The following is an 18,091-nucleotide window of genomic DNA, read 5'->3' on the forward strand; positions in this document are numbered from 1 at the left end:
GGCACGTTCCCCCGGCCCTGCCCGCGCCCATTACTCGACCCGTTCGACGGGACGGCCGCTCAACGCGACAGGCCGCCCTTTTCGCAGCACGCCGGCGCGGTGTGCTGCGAAAAGGGCGGCCTGTCGGGTTTCACCGGCTCGAGGCCGGCTGCGCGGTCGGGGCCCGGAACCCGGGCCCCCGGCATCACCCTCTGCGGGCTCACCAGTAGACGACGACCTTGTCGCCGACCTTCACGTCGTCGAAGAGCTTCGACAGCTTGCCCTTGTCGCGGACGTTCACGCAGCCGTGCGAGGCCCCGTTGTAGCCGCGGGCCGCGAAGTCGGCGGAGTAGTGGACCGCCTGGCCGCCGCTGAAGAACATCGCGTACGGCATCGGCGTGTGGTAGATCGTCGACGTCCAGTCCTTGGCCTTCCAACCCACGTTGAAGACGCCTTCGCGGGTCGGGGTGTTCTCCGAGCCGAAGCGGACGTCCATCGTCGAGACGACCTTGCCGTCGATCATCCAGGCGAGGGTGCGGCTCTCCTTGCTGATGCACATGACGCGGCCGGTCATGCACCGCGGGTCCGGTGCCGCGACCTCGTTGGTGGTCGGCGGGCGCAGCTCGTCGGCAGTGGGCTTCTTGCTGGAGCTCTGGATCTTCTTCCAGGTCTTCTCGTCGACCCCGCCGGTCGCGTCCAGGCCGTTCTTCGACTGGAACGACTTCACCGCGGCCGTGGTCTTCGAGCCGTAGAAACCGGTCGGCGCGACCGTCATCAGCTTGAGCTGCTTCAGCCGTGCCTGGAGCTCGCGGACCTGCTCGCTCTCGTCGCCGTTGGCCATGATCTGCTTCACCGAGGGCGACGGCGAGGCCGACGCGGAGGCGGAGGCGGACGCCGAGGCCGACGGCGAGGGCTCGCCGGGCTTGTTGTCGGTGGACGGGGAGGCTTCGGGGGTGGCGCCCGCCGTGGGCGAGGACGGTGCCGCGGAGGAGGAGCCGGCGGACTCCGTCTTCTGCGGACCGCAGGCGGTCGCGGCGAGCGCGACGGCGGTGGCCACCCCGATCGTGCGGATTATGACTCTCTGGCGCTGCATTGCAGTCCCCCGGTTTCTACGTCGTGTATCTAGGTGATGCCTGGCGCGCGTGGAGAGTTGCACAGGGTTCCGGGATGTTGCGCCATTGTGACCAGCAACCGTCCGCGGTCCCGAGAAGCGACGCGCGGGCAAGGTTGTACCAGCCCCGGACCCGGTTGCTCCACGGAGGACTTCGTCACATGGCAAGCACGGAGAGCGGAATCCCGGTCGAACCGGTCTACGGACCGGGCGATCTGACGGAATGGGACCCCGAGGTCCAATTGGGTGTACCTGGTGACTTCCCCTACACCCGGGGGATTTATCCAAATATGTACACCGGTCGGCCGTGGACCATGCGGCAGTACGCCGGCTTCGGCACGGCCACCGAGTCCAACGCCCGCTACCGGCAGCTCATCGCAGGCGGCGGCACCGGTCTGTCCGTCGCCTTCGACCTGCCCACCCAGATGGGCCACGACTCCGACGCGCCCCTCGCCCACGGCGAGGTCGGAAAGGTCGGGGTGGCCGTCGACTCGCTCGACGACATGCGGACCCTGTTCGACGGGATCCCCCTCGACCGGGTCTCCACCTCGATGACGATCAACGCGCCCGCCGCGCTGCTCCTGGTGCTCTACCAACTGGTCGCGGAGGAACAGGGTATTTCGGGCGCGCAGCTGACGGGGACGATCCAGAACGACGTCCTGAAGGAGTACATCGCCCGGGGGACGTACATCTTCCCGCCCGAGCCCTCGCTGCGCCTGACGGCCGACACCTTCCGCTACTGCCGGGCCGAGATCCCCCGGTGGAACACCATCTCCATCTCCGGCTACCACATGGCCGAAGCCGGCGCCTCGCCCGCGCAGGAGGTGGCATTCACCCTCGCCGACGGCATCGCCTACGTCCGTACCGCCCTCGCGGCCGGGATGGCCGTCGACGAGTTCGCGCCCCGGCTCTCCTTCTTCTTCGTCGCCCGCACCACCCTGCTGGAGGAGGTCGCGAAGTTCCGTGCCGCCCGGCGGATCTGGGCCCGCGTCATGCGGGAGGAGTTCGGGGCGCGGGATCCGAAGTCGATGATGCTGCGCTTCCACACCCAGACCGCCGGCGTCCAGCTCACCGCGCAGCAGCCCGAGCTGAACCTCGTACGCGTCGCCGTGCAGGCCCTGGCCGCGGTGCTGGGCGGCACCCAGTCGCTGCACACCAACTCCTTCGACGAGGCGATCGCCCTGCCCACGGAGAAGTCGGCCCGCCTCGCGCTGCGCACGCAGCAGGTGCTCGCACACGAAACGGACGTACCGCACACCGTGGACCCCTTCGCCGGTTCGTACGCGATGGAGCGGATGACCGACGAACTGGAGGCGGCGGCCCTCGGCCTGATGCGGCGGGTCGAGGAGCAGGGCGGGGCGGTGGCCGCGATCGAGGCCGGCTTCCAGAAGGCGGAGATCGAGCAGAACGCCTACCGCATCGCACGGGAGACCGACAGCGGCGAACGGGTGGTGGTCGGGGTCAACCGTTTCGCGCTGGAGCGCGAGGAGCCGTACGAGCCGCTGCGCGTGGACCCGGCGATCGAGGAGCGGCAGTGCGCGGCGCTGGCGCGGCTTCGGGCGGAGCGCGACGGGGCGGCGGTGGCGGCGGCGCTCGGGGAGCTGCGCGAGGCGGCGGCGGGAACGGCGAACGTGCTGTACCCGATGAAGGAGGCACTGCGCGCGCGGGCCACGGTGGGGGAGGTGTGCGGGGCGCTTCGGGAGGTGTGGGGGGCGTACGAGCCCACCGGTTCCCCATGGTGACCGCGCCCAGGGGAAGAGGGCACTGGACTGTCAGGTGTGTCCTCATGGGACACTCCTGCACATGCTGGGTGTCATCGATCTGCCGACGTACCTCGCCGGCCTCGTCCTGATCATTCTCCTGCCGGGACCGAACTCGCTCTACGTGCTGTCCGTCGCCGCCCGCCGGGGTGTACGCACGGGCTACAAGGCCGCCGCCGGGGTGTTCACCGGCGACGCCGTCCTGATGGCGCTGACCGCCGTGGGAGCCGGCGCGCTCCTCCAGGCGAGCCCGATGGTCTTCACCGTGGTGAAGTTCCTCGGCGCCGGGTACCTGGCCTGGCTGGCCGTGGGGATGATGCGGGGCGCCTGGGCGCTGTGGCGCACCCGCCGGGAGCGGGACGAGGCGCGCGCCGCGGCCCCCGCCGACCCGGCCGGGAACGAGCGGCCCTACCGTCGGGCCCTGCTGATCAGTCTCCTCAACCCGAAGGCCATCCTCTTCCTGATGTCCTTCTTCGTGCAGTTCGTGGACCCCTCCTACGCCTACCCGGCGCTGTCGTTCCTGCTCCTGGGCGGTCTGCTGCAGACCGGCAGCTTCCTCTACCTGACGCTGCTGATATTCGGCGGCACCCGGCTCTCGGAGGCGTTCCGCCGCCGCAAGCGGCTGTCGGCCGGGGCGACCTCGGCGGCGGGCGTGCTGTTCCTGGGCTTCGCGGCCAAGCTCGCCGTCGGCTGAGAACCGCCGGGCGGGCCCGTTCGCCGTCAGCCGAGGACGCGGCGCAGTCTCCGGGCCGCGCGACGCACGGTCCGGCTGCGCGGCAGGAACGACAGCCGGGCGGGGATGCCGCCGGGCAGCCCCAGCGTGGTCAGCCGGCGCCGCGTGAAGTACCGCCGGGTGTCCGGGGTCAGGTGCGCGGCCAGGTACGCCTCGGCCGCGGCCCGCCGCGCGGACAGGATCTGCGGCTGCATGGTGAACCCGACGGCGGTCAGCAGCCCGGCCCGCTGCGCTCCCGCCCGCCCCACGGACGCGGGCGTCCAGGCGCCGACCGCCTCGGGGTCCGCCAGGTCCGGCAGCAGGGAGTCCACCAGCACCAGCGGCACCCGGTTGCTGTTCTGGTACGGCGCCAGGCGGGCCAGCACGGCCCCGGTGCCGGTCCGCGCGACGGGCAGCCCGTACAGCGTGGCGGCGGTCAGCAGCCCCGTGGAGAAGCAGCCGGCGACCAGCGCCGGGCGCAGCCGCCGGTAGAGGACCTCGGCCAGGACCGGGCTGCTCGTCACGGTGAGCCGGGCGCCGAGCCGTTCGGCCTCCGCCGCGGCGCGGCGGGCGTACTCGGCCGGCGCGCCGGGATGGGGCTTGAAGACCAGATTTCGGTGGCCGAGAGCGAAGGCGCCCCGGACCATCGAGGCGTGCAGCTCCTCCTCCTCGTCCGGGGTCACCAGGTCGAGCGCCGACAGGTACTGGCCCAGCAGCAGGGCCGGGGAGTCCCCGACCCCCTCCAGGTCCGAACCGTCCGCAGGGAGTTCCGCGAGCACCTTGAGGAAGGACCGCGCGGGCACCAGCTCCGGCCGGGCCCCGAACTCCGACAGCAGCAGCGGCTTCAGGCCGGGGACCAGGTCCAGGTGGAGCACCCTGCGCACCCGCATCCCGAGCTGCGGGTCGAGGCGGAAGCGGGTGGGGCCGTAGCTCATCAGCCCGTCGGCGTAGACGTCGACCGCGGCGCCCGGGAAGAGCCGGCACAGGGACTGGGCCGGCGGCACCTGGAGGGACTCCACGACGAGCTCGACCCGGTCCTCGCCGAGCCCCCACAGCGCGCGCAGGTGCCGCTCCCAGACCGGGACGTCCTCGGCGCGCGGGGCCCAGGTGCTCGGGTGCTGCGGCTCGATCACGGCGTTCCAGTCGAGCACCTCGTCGAAGCGGGTGCGCAGCGCGGCGAAACCCGGCATGTCGGCGACCCCCGGGGTCACCTCGGCGGTGACGGCGTGGTTGCTGGTCAGCAGGATCCGGCGGCCCGCGGGCGGGAAGGAGCCCGCGTCGACGCCCGCCGCGAGCGTGGCGGCGCCGTAGAGGGTGGAGGCCAGGAAGATCTGGGTGAGCATCAGACGGTCGCCCCCGACGCGGTGCGGCGGCCGCCGCGCAGACGGCGCAGCAGCGCGGAGCGTTCGGCGTCCATCGAGTCCAGGACCCGGTCCAGCACGTCCTGGGGCATGCGGCCGAGCGCGGCCGCGCTCATGAGGCGGAGTTTCTTGGCCACGACCGGTTCATACCTTTCGATGGATCCGAAATGGTGCGCGATGATTGCGCAATACGTTCGTACGGATTTCGGGAGGAGTAGATCCGATTCCCGGTCGGCGGCGACGCCGGCGAGGACCTCGTCGAATGCCCGGATGAAATCGAGCTGCCGTTCGTCCTTGATCTGTGTCAATGACGTGGAAACACCGCGCCGGTAGAAGATTCCGGGCAGTCCCACCGCGGCGAAGGACTCGGCCTCGCGGTGCAGCCGCCAGATCCACGGCCGGTCCTCGGCCGTGCGCAGCCCGTCGGTGAAGTGCAGCAGGCCGCGGTCCAGCAGCCGCCGGTGGTACATCCCGGCCCAGGCGTAGGGGTAGTCCACCGAGGTCGCCCGGTCGGCGGGCAGGATCGCGCCCCGCGGATCGGCGACGACGGACTGCGGGCCGAAGGGGACGCGCTGCACGCTCCGCGTCCGGCCTGTGCACCGCACATGGTCGGTGCGGATGAAATCGCAGTTCAGCGCCTCAATGGCGGCCAGCATCCGGGCCAGGTGGCCGGGCGCCAGCCAGTCGTCGCCGTCCAGGAAGGCGAGGTACTCGCCGCGGGCCGCGTCCAGCCCGGTGTTCCGTGCGGTCGCCAGGCCGCCGTTGCTTCCACGTCTGAGGTGCACCGCCCCGGGCAGCTCGCCCGCCGCCCGTTCCAGCAGGTCGGGCGTCCCGTCCGTCGAGCAGTCGTCGACGAGCAGGAACTCGAAGTCCTCCCGGGCGTTGCGTTCGAGACTCTTCAGGGCGTCCGGTGCGTACGTCTGCACGTTGTAGAACGGCACGACAACAGAGAGCTTGGGCACCCGCGAGACATTAGGACGCCGCCCGTCATTCACTGTGGCCCGGATGCGGATTCCGTGTGAACGGCGCGGGGCGGGCGGGTTAACCCGTGCGCTTTCGCGTTCAGTAGACGTTTTGTTAACCCGCTGTTGTGCGCTCGTTGGGCCGATCACCGAAATCGCCGAATAGCTTCTGCCGCGTGCCAGAACGCAAACGCGTCGCCGTACTCGCCGATTCCGACACGAGATGGAAATGGGGCGTCACCACCGCCCGCCGCCTCGTCCCCGACCACCAACTCGCCGGATACCTGCTGCGCGGCCGTGCCACGCCCACCGCGCGCCAGCTCGGCGAGGTGGGGGTGCGGGCCGACCGGCTGGCCGAGGTGACCTGCGCGCAGTTCCTCACCGAGATGGAACGGGAGCGCTACGACGTGGTCGTCCTCGCGCTCGTCGGCGGAGCCGTCCAGGCCGTCCTGCACGGCGCCCGGGCCCTGTGGCCGGCCCCCGCCAGGCGCCCCGTACTCGTCACCGGATACGTCGGAGTCGTGTACGAGAAGCTCGCCGACGGACTGCTGCTGCGGCACGGCGCAGACGTGGTCCTCGCCAACTCCCGGCACGACGCCGAGCGCTTCCGCGCCGTGTACGAAGGGGTCGGCGCGGACGCCGGAGCCGTCACCGAGACCGCACTGCCCTTCCTCGGCGGCGCGCCGTACGAGCCGGCCGACAGCCGCGCCCACACGGTGGTCTTCGCCGTGCAGCCCTCCGTGCCCGACAGCCGCGCCGACCGCGTCTACCTGCTGGAACGGGCCGCCGGCCACGCCCGCAAGCACCCCGACCGGGAAGTGCTGATCAAACTGCGCAGCAAGCCCGGGGAGCACACCACACACCTGGAGGAGCAGCCCTACCAGCGGCTCGCGGAGAAGATCCCCGGCGGGCTGCCCGCCAACTGCCGCCTGGTGTACGGGAACATGGGCGAGGTGCTCGACGGCGCCGACCTGCTGGTCACCGTCTCCTCCACAGCCGCCCTGGAATCCCTGCACCGCTCCATCCCCACGGCGGTCCTCACCGACCTCGGCATCCGCGAGGCCCTCGGCAACCACCACTTCCTGGGTTCCGGCTGCCTGGCCTCCTGGGACCAGCTCGACGGAGGGCTCCTCCCGGAGGGCGATCCGGTCTGGCTGGCCGCCCAGGGGGTACGTCCCGCCGGCGCTCCCCGCCCGGCGGACACCGGCCCGGCCGGCGGCCCTGCGCCGGCCGAACCCCCGGCCGCCGCGGGCGAGGACGCCTACACCGTCGCCCGGGCCAGGGTCGCCGGGTTGCTCGCCGCAACCCGGCTGCCCCCGCCCGCGCCCTACTACACGCTCACCACCGCCCCCGGATACCTGCCCGGCATCCTCGCCCGGCACCGCCTCGCACCCGACGGCACCCCCATGTCCGGCACCGGACGGCGGGAGTCGGGGGAGTCCCGGCTGCGCCGCCGGCTCCGCGCGCACCTGCGCGAGGCCGCCCGCGGTGCGTACCGCCACGGGGTGCAGCGCGTCGCCCCGGTGATCCGCAGGCTGGGGGAGCTGTGAGGGTCCTTGCCGTCGTCCCCGCCCGCGGCGGCTCCAAGGGGGTGCCCGGAAAGAACCTCGCCGAGGTCGCCGGCACCCCGCTCGTCGCCCGCGCCGTCCTGGCCTGCCGGGCCGCGCCGACCGTCACCGACGTGGTGGTCTCCACCGACTCCGAGGCCGTCGCCCGGGCCGCCCGCGCCGCCGGCGCCGACGTGATCGCCCGCCCCACCGCGATCTCCGGCGACACCGCGAGCAGCGAGGCCGCCCTCCTGCACGCCCTTTCCGCCTTCGAGGAACTGCACTCGCTCACCGTGGACGTGGTCCTCCTCGTCCAGTGCACCAGCCCCTTCCTCGCGACCTCCGACGTCGAGTCCGTCGCCCTGGCCGTCGCCTCCGGGGCGGCCGACTCGGCCCTGACCGTGGCCCCCTTCCACGGCTTCCTCTGGCGGGACGGCCCCGACGGCTCCGGGAGCGGGGTCAACCACGACCCGGCGTACCGGCCCCGCCGCCAGGACCGGCCGCAGGACCTGCTGGAGACCGGCGCCGCCTACGCCATGGACGCCGCCGGCTTCCGCGCCGCCCGCCACCGCTTCTTCGGCCGCACCCTGCCCGTCCCCACCGACCCCGCCAGGGTCCTGGAGATCGACGACCCCCACGACCTGGCCCGAGCCCGGCTGCTCGCCCCACTGCTCGACCCGCGCCCCGGCGGCGCCCACGCGGACCCGCAGCCCGCCACGGAGCCGGACCCGCACCCCGACCCGCAGCCCACACCCCGAACGCCCCCGCACCGAAGGACGCCCCCTGCCATGACCTCCCTGCCCGACCCCCGCCTGCGTACGTTCGGCTCCCGCACCGCGGGCCCCGGCCGCCCGGTCTACGTCGTCGGCGAGATCGGCATCAACCACAACGGCGACCTCGGCAACGCCTTCGCCCTCATCGACGCCGCCGCCGAAGCCGGCTGCGACGCCGTGAAGTTCCAGAAGCGCACCCCGGAGATCTGCACCCCGCGCGACCAGTGGGACATCGAACGCGACACCCCCTGGGGCCGCATGACCTACATCGACTACCGCCACCGGGTCGAGTTCGGCGAGGACGAGTACCGCGCCATCGACGAGCACTGCGCCAAGCGCGGCATCGACTGGTTCGCCTCCCCGTGGGACACCGAGGCCGTCGCCTTCCTGGAGAAGTTCGACGTCCCCGCCCACAAGGTGGCCTCCGCCTCCCTCACGGACGACGAACTGCTGCGCGCCCTGCGCGCCACCGGTCGCACCGTCGTCCTGTCCACCGGCATGTCCACCCCGCAGCAGATCCGGCACGCGGTCGAGGTGCTCGGCAGCGCCAACATCCTGCTCTGCCACGCCACCTCGACGTACCCGGCCAAGGCCGAGGAGCTCAACCTGCGGGTCATCGACACCCTGCGCGACGAGTACCCCAACGTCCCGATCGGCTACTCCGGCCACGAGACGGGCCTGCAGACCACCCTCGCCGCCGTCGCCCTCGGCGCGACCTTCGTCGAGCGCCACATCACCCTCGACCGCGCGATGTGGGGCTCCGACCAGGCCGCCTCCGTCGAGCCCGGCGGCCTGGCCCGCCTGGTCCGCGACATCCGCACCATCGAGACCGCCCTCGGGGACGGGATCAAGCGGGTCTACGAGTCAGAGCTCGGCCCCATGAAGAAGCTCCGCCGCGTCCGCGGCGAGCTGGCTGCCGTCTGAGGGCCGTCCCGCAACCCCCGGCGGGCGCACGACGACAGCCACGGCGCCGCGCTGCGTTGCCGCAACGCCCGGATACGCCCGGCATGAGGGCGCTCCTCCGCCGTGCGACGCACCGTCCGACGCCGCGCGCCGAATCCACCGGGGAGCACGGGACAGCCCCCAGGCCGTCTCTTCCGGATCTTGCCGGCCCCGCGCCGTCCGGCACCGCAAGTCGCCGCGTTGTCGGGTCGCCCGAGGACCCCCGTACACGGGAGCCCCTTCCGCCGTGCACGGCACCGGGCGACAGGGCCCGCCCTACGAGATCCGAAAGGGACGACCTGGGGCGTCCGGCGCGCACCGGTCCCGTCCACCCCGAGAAGGAGTACGTGTGAGCCCCTCCGCCTCCACCCTGGCGTTCGTCGAGAGCCCGGTCCAACTCCTCAACGTGCTGGAGTGGGCCCACGCGCGCGCCGCCGCCGACGGCAGACCGCTGGACGGCGTCCCGAGCCAGCGCGGGCGCCGCGCCGCCGGACCCGGGGCGGAGCCCGAACCGCGTCCGGCGCCCGCGCACGCGCCGGTGCGGATCGTCGTCCTGCCGCCGACCGACCCCATGTCCCGCGGCCAGCTGCGCCGGATGGCGGCGCTGGCCCGGGACGAGGGGTGCGAGGTGCAGTGGCAGGAGGCGCGCGGCAGCCGGCTCGCGCCGCTGAAGGCGCTCGCCGCACTGGCGCGCGACGTCCGCGCGGCCTGCACCGTCGTCGTCGGCGACCCCTTCTCGCGCTACGTCCAGCTCCTGCTCACCCTGGTGCGGGCCGAGGAAATCGTCGTGGTCGACGACGGCACCGCCACCATGGAGTTCGTCGACCAGACCGCCCGCGGCGAACGCCTCGTCCGCTGGCACCGCGTCGGCGGCGGCGGGCTGCCCGGCCGCGTCCGCGAGCTCGCGTACGCGCCCGTCTCGGCGGCCGCGCGGCGCCGCTTCGCCCCGGACCGGGCCGCCGGTCCGGGGAAGGCCCGCCGTGTCGAGGTGTTCACCTCGATGCCGGTCGCCCCGCACGGCGGGATGACGCTGCGGGCCAACGAGTTCGCCTGGACCCGTGCCCGTTTCGGCCCGCCCCGCCTGACCAGGGGCACCGACCTGGTCGGCACCTCGCTCGTGGAGACCGGCGTCGTCGACCCGGACCGCTACCTCGACGCGGTCCGCTCCCTCACCCTGGAGCACGGCGCCACCCGCTACTTCGCGCACCGCCGCGAGTCCCCGGAGAAGCTGCGCGCGCTGAGCCGGGAGACCGGGCTGGAGATCGTACGCCCCGACCTGCCACTGGAACTGATCGCCCGTCGGGGTCCCGTCGGCCGGACGATCCTCAGCTTTCCGTCCACGGTCGTCCACACCCTGCCGTACGCCCTGACCGGTACCGGTGTCACCGTCGCCGTATGCGATGTGGACCCGGCGTGGCTCACCGGGTCCGCGTCCCCGCGTGCGAAGAGCTTCCTCGCGGGGGTCACCGACACCGCGCGTGATGTGCACAGACTGCCTGCCCAGGCGGCGCCCACGGCCGGATGAGCGCGCGAGTTTACCCCCGGGCTCACCCGGTCATGCGTCCAGAGGCTGGGTTTCTTTCCCCTAACGGCATGAACTTTTCGTGATCCCCGGTCAGTTGAGCCATCCGTGCGCCTACCCTTCAACGGGTGAACCAGTTGATGTCCCGCGAGTCCCAGACCCTCCAGCCCGTCGCGTCCGACCGGCCCGAGCTGCCCGGCAAACTTCCGGACCACCTGCGCACCGAACTGATCGCCTTCCGCCGGGACTTGCACATGCACCCGGAGCTCGGACACCAGGAATTCCGCACCACTGCGGCGATCAAGGCCAGGCTCGAGAAAGCCGGCCTGCGACCACGGGTCCTGAAGTCCGGGACGGGCCTGATCTGTGACGTAGGCACCTGGGACGGGGGCCGGCCGATGCTGGCCCTGCGCGCGGACATCGACGCCCTGCCCATTCCGGATGCCAAGACGCACGTCTCGTACCGCTCGACCTTCCCTGACCGCGCCCACGCCTGCGGCCACGACGTGCACACGGCCGTCGTCCTCGGAGCCGGCCTCGTCCTCGCCGACCTCGACCGGCAGGGACTCCTGCCGAGGCCCGTGCGGCTGCTCTTCCAGCCCGCCGAGGAGGTCCTCCCCGGCGGGGCCACCGACGCCATCGAGTCCGGGGTCCTGGACGGCGTGGGGCGGATCGTCGCCGTGCACTGCGACCCCAGGGTCGACGCCGGCCGGATCGGACTGCGGCCCGGACCCATCACCTCCGCCTGCGACCGGCTGGAGGTCAGCCTCACCGGCTCCGGCGGGCACACGGCACGGCCGCACCTGACCACCGACCTGGTGACCGCCGCCGCCCGGGTGGCCGTGGACGCCCCCGCCCTGCTCGCCCGCCGGATGGACGCCCGCTCGGGCATGTCGGTCACCTGGGGCCGGATCGAGGCGGGGCACGCCTGCAACGTGATCCCGATGCACGCCGAGCTGTCCGGAACCGTTCGGTGCCTGGACCTGGCCGCCTGGCACGAGGCGCCGGACATGATCCACGCGGCGATCGACGAGATCGCGACCATGCACGGGGCGAAGTTCGAGATCAACCACGTGCGGGGGGTGCCGCCGGTGGTCAACGACCCGGTGATCACCGAGCTGCTGCGCGAGGCGATGGCGGTCCGCTGCGGCGCCGAGTCGGTCGAGGACACCGAGCAGAGCCTGGGCGGGGAGGACTTCTCCTGGTACCTGGAACACGTCCCGGGCGCCATGGCCCGCCTCGGCGTGCGCGCCCCCGGCGACAGCGCCAAGCGTGATCTGCACCGCGGGGACTTCGACGTGGACGAGGACGCGATCGCCGTCGGCGTCGAGTTCTTCACCGCCGCCGCCTTGATCGACGGCCGCCGTACGCCGCCTTCCAGGTAGCGACCGGACCGCACCCCTTACAACATCGGCGAGCCTCCCCGCGGACGCGTCCGGCCCTTGGTACACAAGGGCTGGACGCCTTGGCAGTTACCGATCGGTCACTGTCCGGTTCGCGACGATCCGATAACGACTCATGAACGGGCCTTTAACTGACATCTACGCGCGTTACGATCGCCGCGAAACCAGCGCCGGTCGTGGCGCTTCGGTCAGGTTTTGAAGGAGCCTCCCCTTGCGCCGGATCACCAGGATCGCCACCGTGGGCATCGCGTCCGCGGCGCTGGCCCTCTCGGCCACCGCCTGTGGCGGTAAGAAGTCCTCTGACGCTGCCGCCTCCCCCTCGGAGTCCGGCGGTCAGAAGTCCGCAGCCATCGCGTACGACATCGGTGGCCGCGGCGACCAGTCGTTCAACGACGCCGCCTACGCCGGTCTGAAGAAGGCCGAGACGGACCTCAAGATCAAGGGCGCCGAGGCGGAGCCCACCGACGGCGAGGGCGAGGCCGACAAGGTCCAGCGCCTCACCGAGCTGGCCCGCAAGGGCAACAACCCGGTCATCGGCGTCGGCTTCGCCTACGCCCCGGCCATCAAGAAGGTCGCGCCGAAGTTCCCGAACACCACGTTCGGCATCATCGACGACACCTCGGTGACCGGCCCGAACGTCGCCAACATGGTCTTCAACGAGGAGCAGGGCTCCTACCTGGCCGGCGTCGCCGCCGCCAAGGCGTCCAAGACCGGCACGGTCGGCTTCATCGGCGGTGTCGAGGTCCCGCTGATCAAGAAGTTCGAGGCGGGCTTCGCCCAGGGCGTCAAGGACACCAACCCCAACGCCAAGGTGCTCTCCGCGTACCTGACCCAGCCGCCGAACTTCGACGGCTTCGCCAAGCCCGACCTGGGCAAGGCCGCCGCGCAGGGCCAGCTCGACGCGGGCGCCGACGTGATCTACGCCGCCGCCGGTCTTGCCGGCTCCGGCGCCATCGAGGCCGCCTCCGCCAAGGGCAAGTGGGCCATCGGCGTCGACTCCGACCAGTACAACCAGGCCGGTCTGGCGAAGTACAAGGACTCCATCCTGACCTCGGTCACCAAGGACGTCTCGGACTCCGTCTTCAACCTGATCAAGTCGGTCGAGGACGGCAAGCCGACCACCGGTGAGATCCGCTACGGCCTGGACAAGGACGGCGTCGGCCTGGCCGACTCCAACCCGAAGTACAAGGAGATGACCGACCTCATCGCCGCGGTGGAGAAGGCCAAGGCCGACATCATCGCCAAGAAGATCACCGTCAAGACCGCCCCGTAAGGCAGTCCCTGACGTGTAGTCCTGGTCTCCGGGGTCCGGGAAGCGGTCGACATCGCTCCCGGGCCCCGAGCCTCGTTCTGTGATCACTAGTCTGTGACCAAGCAGCCTTCGTGGCCGCGAGTTTTCACTTCCGACAGTGCTACGCGCGTAGAAGCATCGTGGACGCGATACTTTCACTCCCCGCCCTGTCCCCCCTGCCTTCCGCTCCTTTCGCGCCAAGGAGAGTGCGTCATCAACGCGTCCAGCCCGCCCCACGCCGTAGAACTGCACGGCATCACAAAGCGCTTCCCCGGCGTCGTCGCCAACAAGGACATCGCGATCACCGTCCGCAAGGGCACGGTCCATGCCCTCATCGGTGAGAACGGCGCCGGCAAGTCGACTCTGATGAAGATCCTCTACGGCATGCAGAAGCCGGACGAGGGCACCATCGCCATCGACGGGGAGCAGGTCGCCTTCAACACCCCGGGCGACGCCATCGCCCGCGGCATCGGCATGGTGCACCAGCACTTCATGCTCGCCGACAACCTCACCGTCCTGGAGAACGTGGTTCTCGGCGGCGAGAAGCTCTACGGCATCGGCGCCAAGGCCCGTAAGAAGATCATGGAGATCTCGGACGCGTACGGCCTCGGCGTGCGCCCGGACGTGCTCGTCGAGGACCTCGGTGTCGCCGACCGCCAGCGCGTGGAGATCCTCAAGGTCCTCTACCGCGGTGCGAAGATCCTCATCCTCGACGAGCCGACCGCCGTGCTCGTGCCGCAGGAGGTGGACGCTCTCTTCGACAACCTGCGCGAGCTCAAGGCCGAGGGCCTGACCGTCATCTTCATCTCGCACAAGCTGGGCGAGGTCCTGAAGGTCGCCGACGACATCACCGTCATCCGGCGCGGCACCACGGTCGGCACCGCCGACCCGAGGACCGCCACCCCCAAGCAGCTCGCCGAGCTGATGGTCGGTGCGGAGCTGCCGTCGCCGGAGACCCGCGAGTCCACGGTGACCACCACCCCGATGCTGCAGGTGAAGGGCCTGACCGTGGCCGCGGGCGACGCCGTCGTCGCCGAGCCGGAGGTCCTGGTCCCCGCGGGCGCCCAGGACTCCGCGACCCTGGAGAAGGTCGAGGCCGGCCGTCTCCTGCTGGACGACATCAACCTCACCATCCACAAGGGCGAGATCCTCGGCATCGCCGGTGTCGAGGGCAACGGCCAGACGGAGCTGATCGAGGCCCTCATGGGCATGATGGCCCCCGACGCGGGCGTCATCACCCTGGACGGCGCGGACATCACCAAGATGTCGGTGCGCAAGCGCCGTGAGGGCGGCATCGGGTACATCCCCGAGGACCGCCACCGCCACGGCCTGCTGCTGGAGTCCCCGCTCTGGGAGAACCGCATCCTCGGCCACGTCACCGAGGCGCCCAACTCCAGGAAGGGCATCCTCGACCCCAAGGCGGCCCGCAAGGACACCGAGCGGATCGTGCGCGAGTACGACGTGCGCACGCCCGGCATCGACGTCACCGCGGCCTCGCTCTCCGGCGGCAACCAGCAGAAGCTGATCGTCGGCCGCGAGATGAGCCACAACCCGAAGTTCCTCATCGCCGCCCACCCCACCCGCGGTGTGGACGTCGGCGCGCAGGCGCAGATCTGGGACTCGATCCGCGAAGCCCGCCGCGAGGGCCTGGCCGTGCTGCTGATCTCCGCCGACCTGGACGAGCTCATCGGCCTGTCCGACACCCTCCGTGTGATCTACCGCGGCCGCCTGGTCGCGGACGCCGACCCCGCGACCGTCACCCCCGAAGAGCTCGGCACCGCCATGACGGGCGCCGCTTCGGGGCACCTGGAAGCAACCGACAACCACTCCGCCGCTGCCGACGGTGACACGACGGAGGACGAGGCCCGATGAAGAAATTCGACAAGGACCGGCTGCTGCTCGCCATCGCCGGGCCCCTGCTCGCGCTGGTCAGCGCCTTCGTGCTGACCATGATCGTGCTGGCTGCGACGGGCATCAACCCGATCGAGCCGCTGCGCATCATGGTGGAGAACGGCGGCTACGAGGACGTCCAGATCCTCATCGTCAACCAGGCCGGCACGTACTACCTGGCAGCCCTGGCCGTCGCCATCGGCTTCCGGATGAACCTCTTCAACATCGGCGTCGACGGCCAGTACCGGCTCGCCGCGATGATCTCCGCCGTGGTCGGTGGCGCCATCGCGCTGCCGGGCCCACTGCACATCCTGCTGATCGTCCTCGTCGCGATGCTGACCGGTGCCTTCTGGGCAGGTATCGCGGGTGTCCTCAAGGCCAAGCGCGGCGTGAGCGAGGTCGTCTCGACGATCATGCTCAACGCCATCGCCACCAGCCTCATCGCCTGGCTGATCCTGCCGAAGAACCTCGGCGTGCAGGTGGAGGGCTCCAACGACCTCACCACCGGTGAGATCGCCGAGTCCGGCTGGTTCCCCGCCCTCTCCATGGGCGACTCGGGCGAGATCTACGGCTTCACCTTCATCGCCTTCGCCCTCGGCGTCGTCTACTGGTTCGTGCTCAACCGCACCCGCTTCGGCTTCGACCTGCGCGCCAGCGGCGCGAGCGAGTCCGCCGCCGCGGCCTCCGGCGTCGACTCCAAGAAGATGATCATCACGGCGATGCTCATCTCCGGCGCCGTCGCCGGCCTGTCCGGCATGCCCGTGCTGCTCGGCGAGAGCCACACGTACACCCTCGTCTTCCCCGTGGGTGTGGGCTTCACCGGCATCACCATCGCCCTGCTCGGCCGCAACAGCCCCGTGGGCATCTTCTTCGCCGCCCTCCTGATGGCCTTCATCGACAAGGCGTCCGCCGGCCTCGACACGGAGGGCTACGCCAAGGAGATCGGCACGATCATGAAGGGCCTGATCGTGATCGCGGTGGTCGTGTCCTACGAGCTGATCCGCCGCTACGGCATCCGCCGCCAGCAGCAGAAGGTCGGCGAGGAACTGGCTGCGGGCCACGCCATGAAGACCGAGAAGGAGGTCGCGGCGTGAGCGCCAGCACCGTTTCCACGAAGAAGGCGGCACCCGCCCCGGGCGCCCGCAAGAAGCTCACCCTTCCCTGGATCCTGCTGATCATCGCGGGCGGCCTCGCGCTCGTCTCCCTGGTCCGCCTGGTCTCCGGGGCCAACGACCTGACGTCCGTCGGCCAGGTCTCCGGCGCCCTCTCCCTCGCCGTGCCGATCGGTCTCGCCGGTCTCGGCGGTCTGTGGGCCGAGCGCGCGGGCGTCGTCAACATCGGCCTCGAGGGCATGATGATCCTCGGCACCTGGTTCGGTGCCTGGGCCGGCTACCAGTGGGGCCCCTGGACCGGTGTGCTCGTCGGCATCGCCGGCGGCGCCGTCGGCGGCCTGCTGCACGCGATCATCACGGTGACCTTCAACGTCAACCACATCGTCTCCGGCGTGGCCATCAACATCCTGGCGCTGGGCTTCACCCAGTACCTGTCGAACTTCACGTTCGCCGAGGCGCCGGGCGGCTCCTCCAAGCAGTCCCCGCAGGTCGAGCCGATCACCAAGATCACCATCCCGGGGCTCTCGGACTGGATGGCCGAGCTCCAGGCCAAGCACTGGTTCTTCGTGTCGGACCTCGCCGGCGTCATCGGCGGCCTGACCACCGAGATCTCGCTGCTGACCATCGTGGCCCTGCTGCTGATCCCCGCCACCTGGTGGGCGCTGTGGCGGACCTCCTTCGGTCTGCGCCTGCGCTCCTGCGGTGAGAACCCGATCGCCGCCGAGTCCCTCGGCGTCAACGTCTACAAGTACAAGTACATCGCCGTGATCGTCTCGGGCGCCCTCGCGGGCCTGGGCGGCGTGTACCTGTCCGAGGTCGCCAGCCCCATCTACCAGGAGGGCCAGACCGGCGGCCGCGGCTACATCGGCCTCGCCGCGATGATCTTCGGCAACTGGATGCCGGGCGGCATGGCGCTGGGCGCGGGCCTGTTCGGCTTCATCGACAGCCTCAAGCTGCGCGGTGGCGCCGAGAACGTCCACGCGATGCTGCTGCTGATCGCGATCCTGCTGGTCATCGTCTGCGTCTGGCAGCTCTACAAGAAGAAGTACATCCAGGCCGGCATCTCGGCGGCCTTCGCCGTGCTGCTGTTCGTCTGGTACGCGGTGACCGACTCGGTGCCGAGCCAGTTCGTCGACGCGGCCCCTTACCTGACCACGCTGCTCGTGCTCGCCCTGTCGGCGCAGCGCCTGCGGATGCCCAAGGCGGACGGCATGCCGTACCGCAAGGGCCAGGGCAAGTGACCGCGGAGCACACGGTGGACTGGGAAGCCCTGCGGACGCACGCCCGGGAAGCGATGACCCGGGCGTACGCCCCCTACTCGGGCTTCCCGGTCGGGGTCGCCGCCCTCGTGGACGACGGCCGCATCGTGACCGGCTGCAACGTCGAGAACGCGAGCTACGGGCTGGGCCTGTGCGCCGAGTGCGGCCTGGTCTCCTCCCTCCAGGCGACGGGCGGCGGCCGCCTCACCCACTTCACGTGCGTGGACGGCAAGGGCGAGATCCTCGTCCCGTGCGGGCGCTGCCGCCAGCTGCTGTACGAATTCGGCGGCGACGAGCTGCTGGTGGACACCCCCGACGGGGTCCTGCCGCTCGCGGCGATGCTGCCCCAGGCCTTCGGGCCCGGTCACCTGAGATAGCCGTGCCGACGGCCCTCCGCCCCTGCCGGGGCGGAGGGCCGTCGCACTTCCGTTCCCTGAACCCCTCTCCTCCCTCTCTCTATGCGCGTA

14 protein-coding genes and 1 pseudogene are annotated in these 18,091 nt (G+C 71.2%); 12 read left to right on the plus strand and 3 right to left on the minus strand.

The window, feature by feature from the left end; all coding sequences use genetic code 11:
• Positions 1–199: 199 nt before the first annotated feature.
• Positions 200–1,072 carry a L,D-transpeptidase family protein gene (locus tag ACZ6JS_RS21085; RefSeq protein ID WP_469299821.1) on the minus strand — a complete coding sequence of 291 codons (873 nt, stop codon included), beginning with the start codon at positions 1,070–1,072 and terminating at the stop codon, positions 200–202.
• A gap of 179 nt (positions 1,073–1,251) precedes the next feature.
• On the opposite strand from ACZ6JS_RS21085, the gene ACZ6JS_RS21090 reads away from it, so the two are divergent.
• On the plus strand, positions 1,252–2,832 hold the full coding sequence (locus ACZ6JS_RS21090) for an acyl-CoA mutase large subunit family protein (protein ID WP_469299823.1): 1,581 nt from the start codon (positions 1,252–1,254) through the stop codon (positions 2,830–2,832).
• A gap of 61 nt (positions 2,833–2,893) precedes the next feature.
• Complete coding sequence (gene leuE / locus ACZ6JS_RS21095; protein WP_469299825.1) at positions 2,894–3,544, plus strand: leucine efflux protein LeuE; 651 nt, start codon at positions 2,894–2,896, stop codon at positions 3,542–3,544.
• Between the two features lie 26 nt (positions 3,545–3,570).
• On the opposite strand, the gene ACZ6JS_RS21100 is transcribed toward leuE, so the two are convergent.
• Positions 3,571–4,905 carry a polysialyltransferase family glycosyltransferase gene (locus ACZ6JS_RS21100; RefSeq protein ID WP_469299826.1) on the minus strand — a complete coding sequence of 445 codons (1,335 nt, stop codon included), beginning with the start codon at positions 4,903–4,905 and terminating at the stop codon, positions 3,571–3,573.
• Positions 4,905–5,885, minus strand: a complete 981-nt coding sequence (locus tag ACZ6JS_RS21105; protein WP_469299828.1) for a glycosyltransferase family 2 protein — start codon at positions 5,883–5,885, stop codon at positions 4,905–4,907. Before ACZ6JS_RS21105 ends, ACZ6JS_RS21100 begins: the two co-directional genes overlap by 1 nt.
• A gap of 176 nt (positions 5,886–6,061) precedes the next feature.
• Between ACZ6JS_RS21105 and ACZ6JS_RS21110 the strand changes: the two genes are divergently transcribed.
• The 10 genes and pseudogenes from ACZ6JS_RS21110 (at position 6,062) to ACZ6JS_RS21155 (ending at position 18,001) form a co-directional block, all read left to right on the plus strand.
• Positions 6,062–7,435 carry a DUF6716 putative glycosyltransferase gene (locus tag ACZ6JS_RS21110; RefSeq protein ID WP_469299829.1) on the plus strand — a complete coding sequence of 458 codons (1,374 nt, stop codon included), beginning with the start codon at positions 6,062–6,064 and terminating at the stop codon, positions 7,433–7,435.
• Positions 7,432–7,800: pseudogene (locus ACZ6JS_RS21115) on the plus strand (acylneuraminate cytidylyltransferase family protein); the annotation flags it as partial. The gene ACZ6JS_RS21110 and the pseudogene ACZ6JS_RS21115, both read left to right, overlap by 4 nt.
• Before the next feature lie 429 nt (positions 7,801–8,229).
• Complete coding sequence (locus ACZ6JS_RS21120) at positions 8,230–9,129, plus strand: N-acetylneuraminate synthase family protein (protein WP_469299929.1); 900 nt, start codon at positions 8,230–8,232, stop codon at positions 9,127–9,129.
• 367 nt (positions 9,130–9,496) lie between these two features.
• A complete protein-coding gene (locus tag ACZ6JS_RS21125; protein ID WP_469299831.1) occupies positions 9,497–10,672 on the plus strand; it encodes a hypothetical protein in 1,176 nt (391 codons plus the stop codon).
• Between the two features lie 137 nt (positions 10,673–10,809).
• Positions 10,810–12,054, plus strand: coding sequence for an amidohydrolase (locus ACZ6JS_RS21130; RefSeq protein ID WP_469299931.1), 1,245 nt, complete (start codon positions 10,810–10,812; stop codon positions 12,052–12,054).
• A 229-nt stretch (positions 12,055–12,283) separates the two neighbouring features.
• Positions 12,284–13,345, plus strand: coding sequence for a BMP family lipoprotein (locus ACZ6JS_RS21135; RefSeq protein ID WP_183066844.1), 1,062 nt, complete (start codon positions 12,284–12,286; stop codon positions 13,343–13,345).
• A gap of 231 nt (positions 13,346–13,576) precedes the next feature.
• On the plus strand, positions 13,577–15,235 hold the full coding sequence (locus ACZ6JS_RS21140) for an ABC transporter ATP-binding protein (RefSeq protein WP_469299933.1): 1,659 nt from the start codon (positions 13,577–13,579) through the stop codon (positions 15,233–15,235).
• Positions 15,232–16,347, plus strand: a complete 1,116-nt coding sequence (locus tag ACZ6JS_RS21145; RefSeq protein WP_469299833.1) for an ABC transporter permease — start codon at positions 15,232–15,234, stop codon at positions 16,345–16,347. The genes ACZ6JS_RS21140 and ACZ6JS_RS21145 overlap by 4 nt, the downstream gene beginning before the upstream one ends.
• On the plus strand, positions 16,344–17,606 hold the full coding sequence (locus ACZ6JS_RS21150; RefSeq protein ID WP_469299834.1) for an ABC transporter permease: 1,263 nt from the start codon (positions 16,344–16,346) through the stop codon (positions 17,604–17,606). Before ACZ6JS_RS21145 ends, ACZ6JS_RS21150 begins: the two co-directional genes overlap by 4 nt.
• The gene (locus ACZ6JS_RS21155) at positions 17,603–18,001 is read left to right on the plus strand and encodes a cytidine deaminase (protein ID WP_469299836.1); all 399 of its coding nucleotides are present in this window, start codon (positions 17,603–17,605) and stop codon (positions 17,999–18,001) included. The genes ACZ6JS_RS21150 and ACZ6JS_RS21155 overlap by 4 nt, the downstream gene beginning before the upstream one ends.
• The last annotated feature ends 90 nt before the right edge of the window (positions 18,002–18,091 follow it).

Source organism: Streptomyces sp. NPDC046349, assembly GCF_055587885.1.

Excerpts from the sequence above, each read along its gene's own strand:
- ACZ6JS_RS21145 (WP_469299833.1), top strand. The coding sequence starts at position 15,232 with ATGAAGAAATTCGACAAGGACCGGCTGCTGCTCGCCATCGCCGGGCCC.
- ACZ6JS_RS21085 (WP_469299821.1), bottom strand. The coding sequence starts at position 1,072 with ATGCAGCGCCAGAGAGTCATAATCCGCACGATCGGGGTGGCCACCGCC.
- ACZ6JS_RS21130 (WP_469299931.1), top strand. The coding sequence starts at position 10,810 with ATGTCCCGCGAGTCCCAGACCCTCCAGCCCGTCGCGTCCGACCGGCCC.
- leuE (WP_469299825.1), top strand. The coding sequence starts at position 2,894 with ATGCTGGGTGTCATCGATCTGCCGACGTACCTCGCCGGCCTCGTCCTG.
- ACZ6JS_RS21100 (WP_469299826.1), bottom strand. The coding sequence starts at position 4,905 with ATGCTCACCCAGATCTTCCTGGCCTCCACCCTCTACGGCGCCGCCACG.
- ACZ6JS_RS21090 (WP_469299823.1), top strand. The coding sequence starts at position 1,252 with ATGGCAAGCACGGAGAGCGGAATCCCGGTCGAACCGGTCTACGGACCG.